This is a genomic window from Streptomyces sp. NPDC096132, from assembly GCF_044763345.1.
Lineage (GTDB): Bacteria > Actinomycetota > Actinomycetes > Streptomycetales > Streptomycetaceae > Streptomyces.
Window position 1 is genome coordinate 484,318 of the sequence record NZ_JBIWGA010000002.1, and the last position, 17,564, is coordinate 501,881.

The 17,564-nt window shown below is 69.3% G+C and carries 15 protein-coding genes and 1 riboswitch; of the genes, 4 read left to right on the forward strand and 11 right to left on the reverse strand.

Annotated elements, in window-relative coordinates; genetic code table 11:
* Positions 1–44 precede the first annotated feature (44 nt).
* The 6 genes from ACIRF9_RS06580 to ACIRF9_RS06605 all read right to left on the reverse strand — a co-directional run bounded on the left by ACIRF9_RS06580 (position 45) and on the right by ACIRF9_RS06605 (position 7,141).
* Complete coding sequence (locus ACIRF9_RS06580; protein WP_403817286.1) at positions 45–1,406, reverse strand: aminotransferase class V-fold PLP-dependent enzyme; 1,362 nt, start codon at positions 1,404–1,406, stop codon at positions 45–47.
* A 122-nt stretch (positions 1,407–1,528) separates the two neighbouring features.
* Positions 1,529–1,645, reverse strand: a riboswitch (SAM riboswitch).
* Between the two features lie 82 nt (positions 1,646–1,727).
* Positions 1,728–2,792: an anthranilate phosphoribosyltransferase gene (gene trpD / locus ACIRF9_RS06585; RefSeq protein WP_403817289.1), complete on the reverse strand. Its 1,065-nt coding sequence runs from the start codon at positions 2,790–2,792 to the stop codon at positions 1,728–1,730.
* A gap of 146 nt (positions 2,793–2,938) precedes the next feature.
* Positions 2,939–4,576: a cytochrome bc complex cytochrome b subunit gene (locus ACIRF9_RS06590; protein WP_403817292.1), complete on the reverse strand. Its 1,638-nt coding sequence runs from the start codon at positions 4,574–4,576 to the stop codon at positions 2,939–2,941.
* The gene (locus ACIRF9_RS06595) at positions 4,573–5,634 is read right to left on the reverse strand and encodes a Rieske 2Fe-2S domain-containing protein (protein WP_403817295.1); all 1,062 of its coding nucleotides are present in this window, start codon (positions 5,632–5,634) and stop codon (positions 4,573–4,575) included. The genes ACIRF9_RS06590 and ACIRF9_RS06595 overlap by 4 nt, the downstream gene beginning before the upstream one ends.
* Positions 5,631–6,443 carry a c-type cytochrome gene (locus ACIRF9_RS06600; RefSeq protein WP_403817298.1) on the reverse strand — a complete coding sequence of 271 codons (813 nt, stop codon included), beginning with the start codon at positions 6,441–6,443 and terminating at the stop codon, positions 5,631–5,633. Before ACIRF9_RS06600 ends, ACIRF9_RS06595 begins: the two co-directional genes overlap by 4 nt.
* A 77-nt stretch (positions 6,444–6,520) precedes the next feature.
* A complete protein-coding gene (locus tag ACIRF9_RS06605; protein WP_403817301.1) occupies positions 6,521–7,141 on the reverse strand; it encodes a heme-copper oxidase subunit III in 621 nt (206 codons plus the stop codon).
* Positions 7,142–7,318: 177 nt separating this feature from the next.
* Here ACIRF9_RS06605 and ACIRF9_RS06610 point away from each other — a divergent pair, with 177 nt between their 5' ends.
* Positions 7,319–7,720 carry a hypothetical protein gene (locus tag ACIRF9_RS06610; protein ID WP_403817304.1) on the forward strand — a complete coding sequence of 134 codons (402 nt, stop codon included), beginning with the start codon at positions 7,319–7,321 and terminating at the stop codon, positions 7,718–7,720.
* Positions 7,721–7,821: 101 nt separating this feature from the next.
* Here the strand turns inward: ACIRF9_RS06610 and ACIRF9_RS06615 are convergent, their stop codons facing one another.
* From ACIRF9_RS06615 to coxB, 4 genes are all read right to left on the reverse strand, one after another.
* The gene (locus ACIRF9_RS06615; RefSeq protein ID WP_403817307.1) at positions 7,822–9,084 is read right to left on the reverse strand and encodes an Ig-like domain-containing protein; all 1,263 of its coding nucleotides are present in this window, start codon (positions 9,082–9,084) and stop codon (positions 7,822–7,824) included.
* Between the two features lie 130 nt (positions 9,085–9,214).
* Positions 9,215–9,613: a cytochrome c oxidase subunit 4 gene (locus ACIRF9_RS06620; protein WP_403817310.1), complete on the reverse strand. Its 399-nt coding sequence runs from the start codon at positions 9,611–9,613 to the stop codon at positions 9,215–9,217.
* Entirely contained in the window at positions 9,610–11,340 is a 1,731-nt protein-coding gene (ctaD, locus tag ACIRF9_RS06625) for a cytochrome c oxidase subunit I (RefSeq protein WP_403817314.1), read from the reverse strand. The genes ACIRF9_RS06620 and ctaD overlap by 4 nt, the downstream gene beginning before the upstream one ends.
* Positions 11,337–12,296, reverse strand: coding sequence for a cytochrome c oxidase subunit II (gene coxB, locus ACIRF9_RS06630; protein WP_403817317.1), 960 nt, complete (start codon positions 12,294–12,296; stop codon positions 11,337–11,339). Before coxB ends, ctaD begins: the two co-directional genes overlap by 4 nt.
* A 285-nt stretch (positions 12,297–12,581) precedes the next feature.
* Here coxB and ACIRF9_RS06635 point away from each other — a divergent pair, with 285 nt between their 5' ends.
* Positions 12,582–13,931: a cysteine desulfurase/sulfurtransferase TusA family protein gene (locus ACIRF9_RS06635; protein WP_403817319.1), complete on the forward strand. Its 1,350-nt coding sequence runs from the start codon at positions 12,582–12,584 to the stop codon at positions 13,929–13,931.
* A 93-nt stretch (positions 13,932–14,024) separates the two neighbouring features.
* On the opposite strand, the gene ACIRF9_RS06640 is transcribed toward ACIRF9_RS06635, so the two are convergent.
* Complete coding sequence (locus tag ACIRF9_RS06640; RefSeq protein WP_403817322.1) at positions 14,025–14,999, reverse strand: carbohydrate kinase family protein; 975 nt, start codon at positions 14,997–14,999, stop codon at positions 14,025–14,027.
* 130 nt (positions 15,000–15,129) lie between these two features.
* On the opposite strand from ACIRF9_RS06640, the gene ACIRF9_RS06645 reads away from it, so the two are divergent.
* Entirely contained in the window at positions 15,130–15,342 is a 213-nt protein-coding gene (locus ACIRF9_RS06645; RefSeq protein ID WP_403817325.1) for a hypothetical protein, read from the forward strand.
* 670 nt (positions 15,343–16,012) lie between these two features.
* Positions 16,013–17,503, forward strand: coding sequence for a hypothetical protein (locus tag ACIRF9_RS06650; RefSeq protein WP_403817960.1), 1,491 nt, complete (start codon positions 16,013–16,015; stop codon positions 17,501–17,503).
* Positions 17,504–17,564 lie beyond the last annotated feature (61 nt).

Genomic DNA, 17,564 nt, shown 5'->3' on the forward strand with positions numbered 1-17,564 from the left:
CAGTTGCTGAGGGGAGCGTATCGGCCCGGGTAGACGTCGGTACGTCAGACGGCCGGGACGCAGCGGCCGTCCTCCGTGCGGTACGTCCACTTCGCGCCGTCGGCCACCAGCTCCCGGACCGCCGCCACGAAGCGGTCCACGTGCTCGTCGGGGGTGCCGGCGCCGAAGCTCACCCGGATGGCGTTGAGGGACTTCTCGCCCGGGGCCGCCTCCGGGGCGCCGCACTCGCCCTGGGTCTGCGGGTCGCTGCCCAGAAGGGTGCGCACGAGGGGGTGGGCGCAGAACAGGCCGTCGCGGACGCCGATGCCGTACTCGGCGGAGAGGGCCGCGGCGAAGTGGGAGCTGTTCCAGCCCTCGACGACGAAGGAGATCACGCCGACCCGCGGGGCGTCGTCGCCGAAGAGGGAGAGGATCCGGACCTCCGGGACCTCGGCCAGGCCCGCCCGCACCTTCTCGACGAGGTGCTGCTCGCGGGCCACGAGGGTGTCGAAGCCGGCCTCCGTCAGCGCCTTGCAGGCCGACGCGATGGAGTAGGCGCCGATGACGTTCGGGGAGCCGGCCTCGTGGCGGGCCGCGCTCTCGTGCCACTCCACGTCCACTCCCCCGTCCTCGCGCCGGGTGACCTTGCGGCTGGCGCCGCCGCCGGCCAGGTACGGCTGGGCCTCGCGCAGCCAGTCCGCGCGGCCCGCGAGGACGCCGGAGCCGAAGGGGGCGTACAGCTTGTGCCCGGAGAAGGCGACCCAGTCGACGTCGAGGTCCTGGACGCTCACCGGGTGGTGCGGGGCGAGCTGCGCGGCGTCGAGGACGATCCGGGCACCGTGGGCGTGCGCAGCAGCCGCCAGTTCGCGTACGGGCCACAGCTCGCCGGTGACGTTGGAGGCGCCGGTGACGCACACCAGGGCGGGGCCCTGGGGGTCCCGGGCGGCGAGGGCCCGCTCCAGGGTCTCGACGGCCCGCTCCGGGGTGCGCGGGGCGTCGAGGTAGGTGACCCGGGCGTCCTTCCAGGGCAGCAGGCTCGCATGGTGCTCGGTCTCGAAGACGAAGACCTGGCAGTCGGCGGGCAGCGCGGCGGCGAGGAGGTTGAGCGAGTCGGTGGTCGACCGGGTGAAGATCAGCTGGTCGTCCTCGCGGCAGTCGAGGAACTCGGCGACCGTCCGGCGGGCGTTCTCGAAGAGGTCGGTCGACAGCTGGGAGAGGTAGCCGGCCCCGCGGTGCACGCTGCCGTAGTAGGGCGCGTAGGCCGCCACGTCGTCCCAGACCCGCTGGAGGGCCGGGGCGCTGGCCGCGTAGTCGAGCGCCGCGTAGGTGACCTCGCCGCCCGTGACGAGCGGGACGGTGACATCCCGGCCCAGAACGGGCAGCGGGGCACAAATGGTCTGGGCGGAGGCAGCGGTGGAGACAGACATGGGGAACTCCCGTGAGAAAAGAGAAAAGTGAGATGGGTGTGCGGAGGCGGGGCTCGGCGCCCTATCGCATTCGCTTGCTCACGGAAGACTCCTCGAACGACCAGGATCCCTGGTTCGTGAGGGATCCGCGCTTGCCGTGGACCTCGCTGCCCACGGCCTGGTCTTCACCCGGGGCACCCCGCCACGGACGGAGGGTTGCCGGACAGTCGGCCGGGGCCTCATGACTGTCACTCATGACCTGGTACAGGAACGTACGTGAAGTGATCGTCGTCCCGCAACCCGTGTCCGGATCGCGGGACGACCATCGGGGTGACGTGACGGCTAGGCGTTGCTGGCCGCGACCCAGCGCTCCAGGGCCCGCTTGGCCGCGCCAGAGTCGATGGACTCGGCCGCCTTGGCCATGCCGGTGCGGATCTGCTCGGCGAGGGGCCCGGGGCCCGGGTCGAGGGCCACCAGGGCCGCTGCCGAGTTCAGGAGTACGGCGTCCCGTACGGGGCCCGTCTCGCCGTCCAGGAGGCGGCGGGCGACCTCCGCGTTGTACGACGGGTCCCCGCCCCGCAGGGCCTCCACCGGCACCAGCTCGATGCCGACGTCACGCGGGTCGAAGGACTCCTCGGTGACCTTGCCGTCCCGGACGGCCCACACCCGGGAGGTGGCCGTCGTGGTCAGCTCGTCGAGGCCGTCGTCGCCCCGGAAGACCAGGGAGGAGTTGCCGCGCTCGGCGAAGACACCCGCGACGACGGGCGCCATGCGCGGGTCCGCGACCCCGACCGCCTGGGCCCGCACCCGGGCCGGGTTGGTCAGCGGACCGAGGATGTTGAACACCGTACGGATGCCCAGCTGGCCGCGTGCGGCGCCCGCGTGCCGCAGCGCCGGATGGAACTTGATCGCGAAGCAGAAGGTGATCCCGGCCTCCTGGGCCACCTCGGCCACCCGCGCCGGGGTCAGCTCCAGATTGACGCCGAGCTTCTCCAGGACGTCCGAGGCGCCGGAGGCGGAGGACGCGGCCCGGTTGCCGTGCTTGACGACCGTGGCGCCCGTGCCGGCGACGACGATCGCCGACATGGTGGAGATGTTGACGGTCTTGGCGCCGTCGCCGCCCGTGCCGACGATGTCCACCGTCCGCCCGGGCACCTCGATCACGTTGGCGTGCTCGTACATGGCCCGGACGAGGCCGTTGATCTCCTCGACGGTCTCGCCCTTGGCCCGCAGGGCCACCACGAACCCGGCGATCTGCGCGTCCGTCGCCTCACCGCGCATGATCCGGTCCATCGCCCACGCCGTGGCGTCGGCGCTCTGGTCACGGCCGTACAGCAGGGCGTTCAGCACGTCGGGCCAGGAACGGCCCGCCGCGGTGTCGCCTCCAGCGGGGGTCACAGCGCTCATCAGCCGCTCCTGGGTGTGTCGTACCGGATCGCGAGTTCTCTCGTCGGAGAGTGCGCTCCCACCCTATCCAGCCGGGAGGCACGGCGAAGGGCCCCGTCCGAACACCGGACGGGGCCCTTCGACCGTGGCGTGGCGACGCCGGAGGATCAGTGGTGGCCGTGGCCGCTCGTGATCTCCTTGTACTCCTCGACAGTCGGCTTCGGGATCTGCTGGTCCTCGCCGAAGTACGCGTTGCTGATCTTGGCGCGCAGCTTCTCGGACCGCTTGATCTTGCGCTCGACGCCGTTCTCGTCGACGGCCGGACCGATCGCGACCGGCTCGTACTGCTCGTGCGCCGTGATCGTGTGCAGCTGCTCCTGGCTGAGCGGCTCGTGGACCTCGATGAACTCACCGTGCGGCAGGCGCTTGATGGTGCCGGTCTCGCGACCGTGCAGCACCTTGTCCTTGTCGCGGCGCTGCAGGCCGAGGCAGATCCGCTTGGTGAGGATGTACGCGATGACCGGTCCGACGAAGAAGAAGATCCGGACGAACCAGGTGATCGAGTTGATCGACAGGTTGAAGTGCGTGGCCCACAGGTCGTTGCCACCACCGACCAGCGTGATCATGTACATCGTGACCCAGGCGACGCCCAGCGCGGTGCGCGTGGGGGCGTTGCGCGGACGGTCCAGGATGTGGTGCTCGCGCTTGTCGCCCGTGACCCACGACTCGATGAAGGGGTAGAGCGCGAGCGCCGCGAGGACGACACCGAAGAGGACCAGCGGGATGAACACGCCCAGGACCAGGGTGTGGCCCCAGAGGTTGACCTCCCAGCCCGGCATGAAACGGATCAGACCCTCGGCGAAGCCCATGTACCAGTCGGGCTGGGCGCCGGTGGACACCTGGTCCGGACGGTAGGGGCCCATGGCCCAGATCGGGTTGATCTGCGCGATGCCGGCGATGAGCGCGATGACACCGAAGACCAGGAAGAAGAAGCCTCCGGCCTTGGCCATGTACACCGGCAGCAGCGGCATGCCGACGACGTTCTTGTTGGTCTTTCCGGGGCCCGCGAACTGCGTGTGCTTGTGGTAGAAGACCAGGATCAGGTGGCCCACCACCAGGCCGAGCATGATGCCCGGCAGCAGCAGGATGTGGATCGAGTAGAACCGCGCCACGAAGTCGTGGCCCGGGAACTCCCCGCCGAACAGGAACATCGAGATGTACGTGCCGACGATCGGCATCGACAGGATGGCGCCCTGGGTGAAGCGGACACCGGTGCCGGAGAGCAGGTCGTCCGGGAGCGAGTAACCGGTGAAACCGGTGAACATGCCGAGGACGAACAGCAGGAAGCCGAACAGCCAGTTGATCTCACGCGGCTTGCGGAACGCGCCGGTGAAGAACACGCGCATCATGTGCACGAACATGGCCGCGAGGAAGATCAGCGCCGCCCAGTGGTGGATCTGCCGGATGAGCAGACCGCCGCGCACGTCGAAGGAGATGTGCAGGGTCGAGCTGAACGCCTCGGACATCAGCTGTCCCTGGAGCGGGACGTAGCTGCCGTGGTACTCCACCTCGTTCATCGACGGGTGGAAGAACAGCGTCAGGTACACACCCGTCAGGATGATGATGATGAAGCTGTAGAGCGCGACCTCGCCCAGCATGAACGACCAGTGGTCGGGGAAGATCTTGCGCATGTTGGCCTTGGCCAGGGAGTAGATCCCCAGCCGGCCGTCGGCCCAGTCGGCGATCCGCTCGCCGGCCGGCGCCTTCCCGCGTTCGCGGGACTCGGTGTTCTCTGTCGTACTCATCCGCGCTCCCAGAAAGCAGGACCGACGGGCTCTTCGAAGTCGCCGAGCGCCTCGAGGTAGCCCTCGTCGTTCACGCCGATGCGCAGCTGCGGCAGAGCGTGACCGGCCGGGCCGAAGATGACCTTGGCACCGTCGGAGAGGTCGAAGGTGGACTGGTGGCAGGGGCACAGCACGTGGTGTGTCTGCTGCTCGTACAGGGAGATCGGGCAACCGACGTGGGTGCAGATCTTCGAGTACGCCACGATGCCCTGGTGGGACCACTCGAGTTCCTGCTTGTCCTTGATGTCCTCCGGCTGGAGCCGGACGATCATCAGGGCCGCCTTGGCGATCTCGTTCTGGAAGTCCTCGTCGTGCTCCTCCAGGCCCTCGGGCTTGGCGAAGGTGAGCGAACCGACGGCGACGTCCGAAGGACGCAGCGGCTCGTTCGTGTTCATGTTGACGAGGAGCTTGCCCTTGGCCCACAGCGTGTGGCGCAGCTTGTCCTCGGGCAGCGGGCCCAGGTCGCGCAGCAGCACGACACCGGAGAGCGGCACCAGGGTGAGCGCGCCGAACATCGTGTTGCGGATCAGCTTGCGACGGCCGATCGCCGATTCCTTGGCGCCCTGCTTGAAGTCCGCGTGGACCTTCGCACGGACCTCGGGGTCGGCCGCGATCGCGTGACGGTCGTCGGCGACCTCGACGTCCGACATCAGGGTGCGGGCCCAGTGGACCGCGCCGGCGCCGATGGTGAACAGCGCCGTGCCCAGCGTCAGACCCAGCGCGAAGTTCAGCGCGCTGAGGTGGCCGATCGGGAACACGAAGATCGACTTGTCGGCGGGGATCGCCACGTACGCGGCGATGAAGGCGACGGTGGCCAGCATCGACAGCGTGAACAGCAGGGCGACCGTGCGCTCGGACCGCTTGGCGGCCCGCTCGTCGATGTCCTGGATCCGGTGCTCGTGGGGCGGCAGCCCCGGGTCGGCGAACGGGTTCTTCTCGTCCGCGACGCCTACGGCCGTGCCGTGCGCGTGGCCCTGCTCTGCGGGCAGGTTCTCTTCTGGAATGTCTTGGCTACTCATGACTTCTTGGCCTTTGCGGTCCGAGCGGCGACCCAGACGGCGACCGCGATCAGGGCACCGAGGCCGAAGATCCAGGAGAACAGACCCTCACTGACCGGCCCGAGGCCGCCCAGCTCCAGACCACCGGGGTTGTTCGTCTCGTCGCTGTTGACCGCGTGCAGGTACGCGATGATGTCCTTCTTGTTCTGCTCCGACAGCGTCGTGTCGGGGAAGGAGGGCATGTTCTGCGGGCCGGTCTGCATGGCCTCGTAGATGTGCTTCGGGTCCACGTCCTCGAGGGTCGGAGCGTACTTGCCCCTGGTCAGGGCACCGCCCTTGCCGGTGAAGTTGTGGCACTGCGCGCAGTTGGTGCGGAACAGCTCGCCGCCCTTGGCGATGTCGGCGCCCTCCGGGCCGTACTCGGCCTCGGTCGGGATGTTCGGGCCGGCGCCCAGGGAGGAGATGTACGCGGCCAGCTGGTCGATCTCGGCCTGCGTGTAGACGACCTTCTTCCGGGGCACCTGCGCGCCCTGGGAGGTCGCGGCCGGCATACGCCCGGTGCCGACCTGGAAGTCGACGGCCGCGGCGCCCACGCCGACCAGGCTCGGACCGTCGGAGCTGCCCTGACCGCCGGTGCCGTGGCAGCTTGCGCAGCCTACGGCGAAGAGCTTCTTGCCCTCGTCGATGGCCAGGGACTGGGCGGTTTCATCTGCCTTCGCCTGGCTCGCGGGCGCGAACGCGGCGTACAGCCCCCCCGTGCACGCCAGCGCGAGGAGTAGGACGACGAGCGCCGCCAGCGGATGGCGTCGTCGTGCGGAGAGCTTTTTCACGGATTACCCCGGTGTCAGGATCTTCTGCGTCGATGCTTCTGGGTGGTGCGCTTCTGCGGCGCGTGGAACGGGCCCGGCTACTTGATCATGTAGATCGTGGCGAAGAGGCCGATCCAGACGACATCGACGAAGTGCCAGTAGTAGGACACGACGATCGCGGCGGTCGCCTGCTCGTGGGTGAACCTCTTGGCCGCGTAGGTGCGCCCGAGGACCAGCAGGAAGGCGATGAGGCCGCCCGTCACGTGCAGGCCGTGGAAGCCGGTGGTCAGGTAGAAGACCGAGCCGTACGGGCCGGAGGAGAGCGAGAGCCCGTCCTTCTTCACCAGCTCGGTGTACTCGTAGATCTGACCGCCGATGAAGATCGCACCCATGATGAACGTAACGATGAACCAGCCCCGGAGCTTCTTCACGTCACCGCGCTCGGCGGCGAAGACGCCGAGCTGGCAGGTGAGGGAGGAGAGCACCAGGATCGTGGTGTTCGTCGCCGAGAACGGGAAGTTCAGGAACTCGGCCTGACTCTTCCAGTACTCGGCCCCCGTCACCGATCGCAGGGTGAAGTACATCGCGAAGAGGGCCGCGAAGAACATCAGCTCGGAACTCAGCCAGATGATGGTTCCGACGCTGGTGAGGTTCGGCCGATTGACCGACGGGTGCGCGTGCCCGGTTTCTACTGTCGTTGCTGTCGCCACGACCGACATTATGTCGGTCGCTTATCTCGCGCTCACTCCGGGGGGTGCCGTTCGGAGTGTTCGCAGGGTGCGTACGCCCGGATGGCCCATCGAAGTGGTGTTCCAGGCGGTGTTGACGCGGTGTTCATGGGAGTAGCATCCGCCGCAACGGTTCTGTCCGTACGACGCCGAAGTCACGGAGGAAGCATGCAGGCGACCGCGACGGTGCTGGTCTACAGCGACGACTCCAACACCCGCGAGCAGGTCCGGCTCGCGACCGGGCGCAGGCCGGCTCCGGACGTCCCCCTGGTGGAGTTCGTGGAGTGCGCGACGCCCGAGGCCGTCGTCAGGGAACTGGACAAGGGCGGGATCGATGTCTGCGTGCTGGACGGCGAGGCCGTGCCGATGGGGGGCATGGGGGTGTGCCGGCAGATCAAGGACGAGGTGTTCCAGTGCCCGCCGGTGCTGCTGCTGATCGCTCGGCCTCAGGATGCGTGGCTCGCGACCTGGAGTCGCGCTGACGCGGCGGTGACCTTGCCGGTCGAGCCTGTGGAGTTCGCCTCGGCGCTGGCTTCTCTGTTGCGGCAGAAGAGGTTGCTGAGCGCCTGAGAGGGTGCGGTGTGAGGTCGTGGGGCGACTGCGGGCCGTCGTGGGCTGCTCACGCCCCGCGGCGGAGCCGCACATCGACACAGCCCCGCGCCCCTGGTGGGTCACAGCACCGTAGGCCGGAGAGTGGTCGTGTCGGGCTGGGTCTTCTGCTTGCCGGTGGTCAGCGCGCTGCCCGTCCGCCACTTCGTCCAGTCGACGTTCCAGTCGCCGAAGCCGTTGCCGAACGGTTCCATCGTGTTGCCGTAGCTGTTGATCACCTTGACGACGTCGCCCGGGCGGACGTGGTCGAAGAACCAGGCCGCGTTGGATGTGCTCATACCGGTGCAGCCGTGGCTGACGTTGGCGTAGCCCTGGGAGCCCACCGACCAGGGGGCGGCGTGGACGTACTCGCCGCTCCAGGTGAGCCGGGTGGCCCAGTAGACGGGGAGGTCGTAGGACTCCGAGGAGCCCTCGGCTATGCCGACGGTGGAGCTGCGCATGCGGACGAACTGCTCCTTGCCGAGGACGACCTTGACGCCGTTGCGGGTCTCGAAGCCGGGCTTGCCGGTGGTCACGGGGAAGGTGTTGACGACCTCGTCGTTCTTGTAGAACGTCAGTGAGTGGGCCGAGGCGTCCGTGACGGCTATGACCCGGTCGCCGATGCTGAGGTTGACGTCCTTCGAGGTGGTGCCCCACAGCCGGTCGCTGATCCGGATGCCGTTGAGGTTGCTGTGGGCGCGGATCGTGGCGTGGGCGGGCCAGTAGTCCTTGGGGCGGTAGTGGAGCTCCTTGTCGTCCACCCAGTGCCAGCCGCCCGGTACGGCGGGCGTGGAGTCGACCTTGAGGCCGCGTTCGACGATCGCCCGCTGGGCCGGGTCCTTGACCGGCTCGCTGAGCTTGGCGGTGACGGGCTGGCCGACGCCGTAGGTGCCCGTGTCGGGGCCCAGCTCGACCGTGAGGCGCTTCTTGCCGCTGGGTTTGCCGGTGTCGAAGGTGAGGACCCGGCGGCCGGGGGCGCCGTCGTCGTCCTCGGTGCTCACCCGGACCGTGTAGTGGGCGTCCGCGGCCAGCGGCTCGGTGCTGTGCCAGCGGGTGCCGTCGGCGGAGAGTTCGCCCGCCACATAGCGGCCTGTGGCGTCCACGGCGGTGACGTCCGTGATGGGCTCGTCGGCGTCCTCCGCGACGACCTCCAGGGGCTTGTCCGGGTCGGCCTTCTTCTTGCCGTCGCCGTCGGGGCCGTTGAAGGAGATCTGGTCGCTCGCGTCGTAGGGGCGCTCGGCGAGGGGATTGCCGTCGGAGGAGCAGGCGGTGACGGCGCCCGCTCCGAGGGCGATCACCAGCAGCGTGCAGCTGACGACTGTGCGGGGGCGGGGTGAGTGGCTCATGGCTTCACGCTAGGAAGCCGCGTCAACCGCGGCGCGCTGGACGCCACGTATGGAGGACAGGGATTACGGCAAAAGAAGGAGCCCGGACTCTCCTGACGGAGTGTCCGGGCTCCCGTGCGCTCAGCGCGTGCTACTGGGTGCGGTTCTCACCGTGGTAGTACTCGAAGACCCAGCCCCAGATACCGATGAGGATGATCGGGACGGAGAAGTACAGCAGCCACCAGCCCACGGCCACGCCGAGGAAGGCGATGGCACCGCCGATGCCGAGCGCCAGCGGCTGCCAGCTGTGCGGGCTGAAGAAGCCCAGCTCGCCGGCGTCGTCCGCGACGTCCGCTTCCTTGTTGTCCTGGGCGCCCGCGTCGACCCGCCGGGCCGTGAAGCCCAGGTAGAAGCCGATCATGATGGACAGACCGAAGGCCAGGAAGAGGGCCGTGGTGCCGGCCGGCTCCTTCGACCACACGCCATAGACGATCGCCATGACGAGGATGAAGACGCTCAGCCAGGTGAACATCCTGCCTTGGACCTTCACTTGCCGGCCTCCTTGCTGCCCGAGATGGCACCGTGGCCCGCGTGCTCCAGCTGCTCGAGCGCGGCGATCTCCGGGTGGTGCAGGTCGAACGCCGGGGATTCACTGCGGATCCGCGGCAGGGTGAGGAAGTTGTGCCGCGGCGGCGGGCAGGAGGTCGCCCACTCCAGGGAGCGGCCGTAGCCCCACGGGTCGTCGACGCCGACCGGCTTGCCGTACTTGGCCGTCTTCCACACGTTGTAGAGGAACGGGAGGATCGACAGACCGAGGACGAACGAGCTGATCGTCGAGATCGTGTTCAGAGCGGTGAAGCCGTCCTGCGCCAGGTAGTCGGCGTAACGACGCGGCATGCCCTCGGCACCCAGCCAGTGCTGGACCAGGAAGGTGCCGTGGAAGCCGATGAACAGCGTCCAGAAGGTGATCTTGCCGAGACGCTCGTCGAGCAGCTTGCCGGTGAACTTGGGCCACCAGTAGTGGAAGCCGGCGAACATCGCGAAGACGACGGTGCCGAAGACGACGTAGTGGAAGTGCGCCACCACGAAGTACGAGTCGGACACGTGGAAGTCCATCGGCGGCGAGGCCAGGATGACGCCGGTCAGACCGCCGAAGGTGAAGGTGATGAGGAAGCCCGTCGCCCAGAGCATCGGTGTCTCGAAGGACAACGAGCCCTTCCACATCGTTCCGATCCAGTTGAAGAACTTCACGCCGGTCGGTACGGCGATGAGGAACGTCATGAAGGAGAAGAACGGGAGCAGGACGCCACCGGTGACGTACATGTGGTGCGCCCACACGGTCACGGAGAGGCCGGCGATGGCGATCGTCGCGGCGATCAGGCCCATGTAGCCGAACATCGGCTTGCGGGAGAAGACCGGGATGATCTCACTGATGATGCCGAAGAACGGCAGGGCGATGATGTACACCTCTGGATGGCCGAAGAACCAGAAGAGGTGTTGCCACAGTAGGGCGCCGCCGTTGGCCGCGTCGAAGACATGGGCACCGAACTTGCGGTCCGCCTCCAGGGCGAACAGCGCGGCCGCCAGGACCGGGAAGGCCAGCAGGACCAGGACACCGGTCAGCAGCACGTTCCACACGAAGATCGGCATGCGGAACATGGTCATGCCGGGCGCGCGCATGCAGATGATCGTGGTGATGAAGTTGACCGAGCCGAGGATCGTGCCGAAGCCGGAGAAGGCCAGACCCATGATCCACATGTCGGCGCCGATGCCCGGGCTGCGGACCGCGTCCGACAGCGGGGAGTAGGCGAACCAGCCGAAGTCGGCCGCGCCGTCCGGGGTGAGGAAGCCACCGACGGCGATGAGCGAGCCGAACAGGTACAGCCAGTAGGCGAACATGTTCAGCCGCGGGAAGGCTACGTCCGGCGCACCGATCTGCAGCGGCATGATCCAGTTCGTGAAGCCGGCGAACAGCGGCGTCGCGAACATCAGCAGCATGATCGTGCCGTGCATCGTGAACGCCTGGTTGAACTGCTCGTTCGACATCAGCTGCAGGCCCGGACGGGCCAGCTCGGCGCGCATGAACAGCGCCATCACGCCGCCGATCATGAAGAACGCGAACGACGTGACGAGATACAGCGTCCCGATGGTCTTGTGGTCGGTGGTCGTCAGCCACTTCACCACGACGTTGCCGGGCTGCTTGCGCCGGACCGGCAGCTCGTTCTCGTAGGAGTCTTCAGCTGCCGCCGCACCCTGGGGTTCGTTGAGGATGCTCACAGGTTGTTCGTCTCCCGGTTCTTCTCATGGGCGGTCTGCTCGATGCCCGCGGGAACGTAACCGGTCTGCCCCTTCTTGGCGAGGTCCTTGAGGTGCTGCTCGTAGCGCTCGGGGGAGACGACCTTCACGTTGAACAGCATCCGGGAGTGGTCGACGCCGCAGAGCTCGGCGCACTTGCCCAGGAAGGTGCCCTCATGGTTGGGAACCACCTGGAAGGCATTGGTGTGGCCCGGAATGACGTCCTGCTTCATCAGGAACGGCACCACCCAGAAGGAGTGGATGACGTCACGCGAGGTGAGGACGAAGCGGACCGTCTTGCCCTCGGGGAGCCAGAGGGTCGGACCCGGGTTGTTGGTCTGCGGGTTCCGCTCACCGGGGACACCGCAGGTGTAGACGCCGCCCGCGTCGGCCGGGAAGTCCGCCTTGTACCGGTCCGGGATCGCGGCCAGGTTCTTGTCGGTCTTCGCGTCGCCGGTGGAGCCTTCGACGTTCGCGATGTAGTTGAAGCACCAGCTCCACTGGAAGCCGACCACGTTGACCGTGACGTCGGGCTTCTTCTCGAGGCTGAGGAGCTTCGTCTCGTCGCGGGCCGTGAAGTAGAACAGCACCGAGACGATGATGATCGGGACCACCGTGTACAGCGCCTCGATGGGCATGTTGTACCGGGTCTGCGGAGGAACTTCGACCTTCGTCCGGCTGCGCCGGTGGAAGACAGCGCTCCACAGGATCAGGCCCCACACCAGCACGCCGGTGGCCAGCGCGGCAGCCCAGGATCCCTGCCACAGGGAGAGGATCCGCGGAGCCTCTTCTGTGACCGGGGTGGGCATACCAAGGCGGGGGAAGTCCTTGTATGTGCAACCGGTGGCGGTCGCCAGGACCAGGCCCGCGGTCATTGCCTGCAGCAGCTTCCGCCGCATCGGGCGCCGCGGCGAGCGGTCGGAGCCGTTGGGACTCACGTAGCGCCTTCCCGAGAGTCTCGCCCGCGCGGTTGGCTGCGGCCTGCCTTCTCGCTGGTCGGTCGCCGCCCTGCGTCGGGCAGGGGTTTGGATGTTTATGCGGACCAAACCCTAGCCGACGCCCTCCGGGGGTTCTCGGGGAGGGGTGCCATACGCGCCGCGGGTCAGCCGAAAGCGCCTAGTAGTTCGTCGGGTGCGGCTGTTCGGCGTGTGCGGGCGCTTTCGTGGCTGGTCGCGCAGTTCCCCGCGCCCCTGCGTCGCTCACCTACGTTTTAACGTTGCCGTATGGCCTACTTCGACGCCGCTTCCGCCGCTCCCCTTCATCCCGTCGCCCGTCAGGCGCTGTTGGCCTCTCTTGATGAGGGGTGGGCCGATCCGGGGCGGTTGTATAGGGAGGGGCGGCGGGCTCGGATGCTGGTGGACGCCGCTCGGGAGGCTGCTGCGGAGGCCGTCGGGTGCCGACCGGACGAGCTGGTCTTCACGTCCTCCGGGACCCGGGCCGTACAGACGGGCATCGCGGGGGTGTTGGCGGGGCGTCGGCGGGTCGGGCGTCACCTGATCGTGTCATCCGTTGAACACTCGTCGGTGCTCCATTCGGCCGAAGCGCACGAGGCGGAGGGTGGGACGGTGACCCGGGTTCCGGTGGTGCGGAGCGGCGCCGTGGAGGCCGGGGTGTACGAGGACGCGCTGCGGGCCGACACCGCGCTGGCGTGCCTGCAGTCGGCCAATCACGAGGTGGGGACCGAGCAGCCGGTGGCCGCAGTGGCCGAGGTGTGCCGGGCGGCCGGGGTGCCGTTGCTGGTGGACGCGGCGCAGTCCCTCGGGTGGGGGCGGGTGGACGGCGACTGGTCGGTCCTGACCGCCAGTGCGCACAAGTGGGGCGGGCCGTCGGGCGTCGGGCTGCTCGTGGTGCGCAAGGGGGTGCGGTTCGCGGCGCGGGAGGTGGAGGAGTTCGGGAACCTGCCGGCCATCGTGGCGGCCGCCGCGTCCCTGCGGGCCGTACGGGCCGAGGCGGTCCAGGAGTCCGTACGACTGCGGGAGCTGACGGAGCGCATTCGGGTGCGGGTGCCCGAACTGGTGCCGGACGTGGAGGTGGTGGGGGATCCGGAGCGGCGGCTGCCGGGGGTCGTCACCTTCTCCTGCCTGTACGTCGACGGGGAGGCGCTGCTGCACGAGCTGGACCGGGAGGGGTTCTCGGTGTCCTCGGGCTCCTCCTGCACCAGCAGCACGCTGACGCCGAGCCATGTGCTCAAGGCGATGGGGGTGCTGAGCGAGGGGAATGTGCGGGTGTCGTTGCCCGCGGGGGCGGCCGAGGAGGACGTGGAGCGTTTCCTGGCGGTGCTGCCGGGCGTGGTGGCAGGGGTACGCGAGAAGCTCGGGGCACCGGCACCCGCCACGGCCGTGGAGGAGGACGTCCTGGTCGTGGACGCCCTCGGCAAGCGCTGCCCGATCCCGGTCATCGAACTCGCGAAGGTCATCGGGAACGTGCCGGTGGGCGGCCGGATCCGGGTCCTGTCGGACGACGAGGCGGCCCGCCTGGACATCCCGGCGTGGTGCGAGATGCGGGGGCAGGAGTACGTGGGCGAGGAGCCGGCGGAGAAGGGGACGGCATACCTGATCCGCAGGCTCAGCTGACCCACCCAGGGGCGCGGGGCTGTGTCGACATGCGGCTACCGCCGCGTGTGCGCGACCAGCCCCCACGCACCTGCACCCGACGACGATCCACCCTCACCCGAGGTGCTTGCGAACCTCCGCCGCCGCCTCGTCCCCGTACGCCTTGGTGAACCGCTCCATGAAGTGCCCCCGCCGCAACTGGTACTCCTGCGTCCCCACCGTCTCGATGACGAGCGTCGCCAGCATGCACCCGACCTGGGCGGCCCGCTCGTGCGAGACCCCCCACGCGAGGCCGGAGAGGAACCCCGCGCGGAAGGCGTCGCCGACGCCCGTGGGGTCGGCCTTGCGCTCCTCGTCCGGGCAGCCGACCTCGATCGGGTCCTCGCCGTCGCGCTCGATCCGGACGCCGCGCGCGCCGAGGGTGGTGACGCGGTGGCCGACCTTCGCGAGGATCTCGGCGTCCGTCCAGCCGGTCTTGGACTCGATGAGGCCCTTCTCGTACTCGTTCGAGAAGAGGTACGTGGCGCCCTCCAGCAGTATCCGGATCTCCTCGCCCTCCATCCGGGCGATCTGCTGCGAGAAGTCGGCGGCGAAGGGGATCGCGCGGGCGCGGCACTCCTCCGTGTGGCGGAGCATCCCCTCCGGGTCGTCGGCGCCGATCAGGACCAGGTCGAGACCGCCGACGCGGTCGGCGACGGTCTTCAGCTCGATCAGGCGGGCCTCGCTCATCGCGCCCGTGTAGAAGGAGCCGATCTGGTTGTGGTCGGCGTCGGTGGTGCACACGAAGCGGGCCGTGTGCAGGGTCTCGGAGATGCGGACCGACTCGGTGTCCACGCCGTGCCGGTCCAGCCAGGCGCGGTACTCGTCGAAGTCCGCGCCCGCGGCGCCGACCAGGATCGGCCGCGTGCCCAGCTGCCCCATCCCGAAGGCGATGTTCGCACCCACTCCGCCCCGGCGTACGTCCAGGTTGTCCACGAGGAAGGAGAGGGAGACCGTGTGGAGCTGGTCCGCGACGAGCTGGTCGGAGAAACGTCCGGGGAACGTCATGAGGTGGTCGGTCGCGATGGAGCCGGTGACTGCGATGCGCACGGCGTGGACTCTCCTGAGGGGAGGGGGATTGACAGTTCACGCTACCCGGTCGAGGGGCGCCACTGAAGCAGCCGAAACTACCCGATAGTAGATCTTTCTTCGCGGGCTCGAGCGTGCTTACGGTTCCGCTATGACGAACCTCGAGCTCCACGCAGCCCCCGCTCCGGCCGACCTCGACGGCGACCTCGCGTCGCTGCGTGGCGACTGCGCACGGATGGTTCCACACTGGGCGGCCCCGGAGAAGATCACTTCCCGTCCGGTCTCCCCGTCACTCATCCACGGCGTGAACGTCCCGGCGAGGTCCGCGCGCCTGCTGGAGGCCATGCCGGACTACGGCAACTAGGGGTTTCCCCAGGTACGGCCAGGGCTTTCCGCCGTACGGCGCCCGGAAGGGAACCGTGCGCTCCCCCGCCGCGTCCCATCGCTGTCCCCCGTAAAGGGGATGTGAGGTACGACAGCAGGGCAGCCGAAGGAGCGATGCGGTGAACACCGAGCGACCCGAGAACAGCGACGCCGCGCGCGAGCCGGAGGAGAGGGTTTCCGCCGACCCGGCCGCGCGGGCCGAGAAGGTCGCGCCGACGGAGAAGGCCGAACGGGCCGAGAGCGTCGAGGAACCCGCGCGCGCCGAAAAACAAGAGCCCGAGCAGGTCGAGGAGGCCGCGCCGACCGAAGAGGCCGGGAACGCCCCGCCGCCCGCCGACGAGGCCGGGAACGCAGCCTCGCCCGTCGACGAGGCCGAGAACGCAGCGCCGCCCGTCGACGAGGCCGAGAACGCAGCGCCGCCCGTCGACGAGGCCGAGAACGCAGCGCCGCCCGTCGACGAGGCCGAGAACGCAGCGCCGCCCGTCGACGAGGCCGAGGAAGTCGTGCCGCCCGGCGGAGAGGCCGAGGAAGCCGAGAAGGCCGCGCGGACGGACGAGGCCTCAGCCGTCGGTGAGGCCGAGACCGCCGCGCCGGTCGGCGAGGACACGGCCGGCGCGGAGGCCGCCGCCGTCGGCAAGGCCGCGCGGGCCGTGGAAGCCGTCGACGAGGTCGAGCGGGGCGACCACGAGCCCTCCCCCGTGCGCCGACGCCGCTCCCCCCTCCTCGTCGCCTCCGTCGCCGCCGCCGTGCTGCTGGTCGGGGGCGGCGGGGCGTACCTCGGTGCGCAGGCCACCGGTGGCTCCGGTTCCGGTGCCGGCGCGCCCTCCGGTGACGGCACGCCCGCGCCGCTCGTGCTGGACGACTACACGGCGGACGGTTCCGACGGTGGCTCGAACGGCATCGCGCCCGGTGAGCCGAACCCGTACGGGGTGACGTACAAGGCCGACGGCACGCTCCCCGACGGCCCCGGTTCCGCGCCCGTGTACTGGGCGAAGGGCGCGGTCGGCAAGGACGAGGTGGCCCGGCTGGCGAAGGCGCTCGGGGTGGACGGGACGCCCGTGGTCGACGGGGATGCCTGGAAGGTCGGCTCCGGCAACGACGGCTCGGGACCGGTGCTGCGGGTGAACCGGCAGGCGCCGGGCATGTGGACGTTCAGCCGGTACGCGCCGGGCACCGACAACTGCAAGGGCGGCATCGCCAAGTGCACGCAGGATCCGGCCGCCCCGGCCGCCGACCCGGTGAGTGAGGCGGCCGCGAAGAAGGCGGCGGCGCCGATCCTGAAGGCCGTCGGGCAGGACGACGCCAAGGTGGACGCGAGCCAGGTCATGGGCGCCCAGCGGGTGGTGAACGCGGACCCGGAGGTCGGCGGACTGCCCACCTACGGGTGGACGACCGGGATCAGCGTCGGCTCCGACGGCGTGGTCATCGGCGGGAACGGGCAGCTGAAGGCACCGGCCGAGGGTGAGACGTACCCCTTGCTGAGTGCCGAGGAGGCGCTGGACGCGCTGAACGCGGCGTCGAGTGACGCCGGCCATCGGATGGGCATCGGAGGGTGCGCCAGCCCGGTGCCGTTGAAGGACCGGCTGGAGAGCCCGTGCGGCTCGTCCACCGGCTCCTCCACGGGTTCGTCCACGGGCGCTCCCCAGGGAGAGACGGTGACGATCGAGGACGCGGTGCTCGGGCTCGCCCCGCACAGCTCGGGCGGGCGGCAGGTGCTCGTCCCGTCCTGGCTGTTCGACGTGAAGGGTTCGGGGGCCGCGGACGAGTACCGGGTCACGCAGCCGGCGGTCGACCCGGCGTATCTGAAGGCGGCCACGGCACCGACGCCCACGCCCAGCGGCACCGCGGGTCCGCGGGACGTGCAGGTGGACGGCTACACGGCCGAGGGCAAGGAGCTGGTCGTGAGCTTCACCGGCGGGGTGTGCGGCGACTACGAGGCGACGGCGAAGGAGAGCACGGACGAGGTGACGGTCACCGTGACCGAGACGCCCTGGCCGGACAAGGTCTGCATCATGATCGCCAAGGAGTACCACCTGACCGTGCAGCTGGACGAGCCGCTCGGCAGCCGGAAGGTGGTCGGCTCGGACGGCGGGGCCGTGCCGCTGGAGAAGGACGGGGCGCGGCTGCCCGACGTGCAGTAGGCGCCGTGGGACGACGAAGGCGGCGGCACCCTCGGGAGGGTGCCGCCGCCTTCCTCACGCC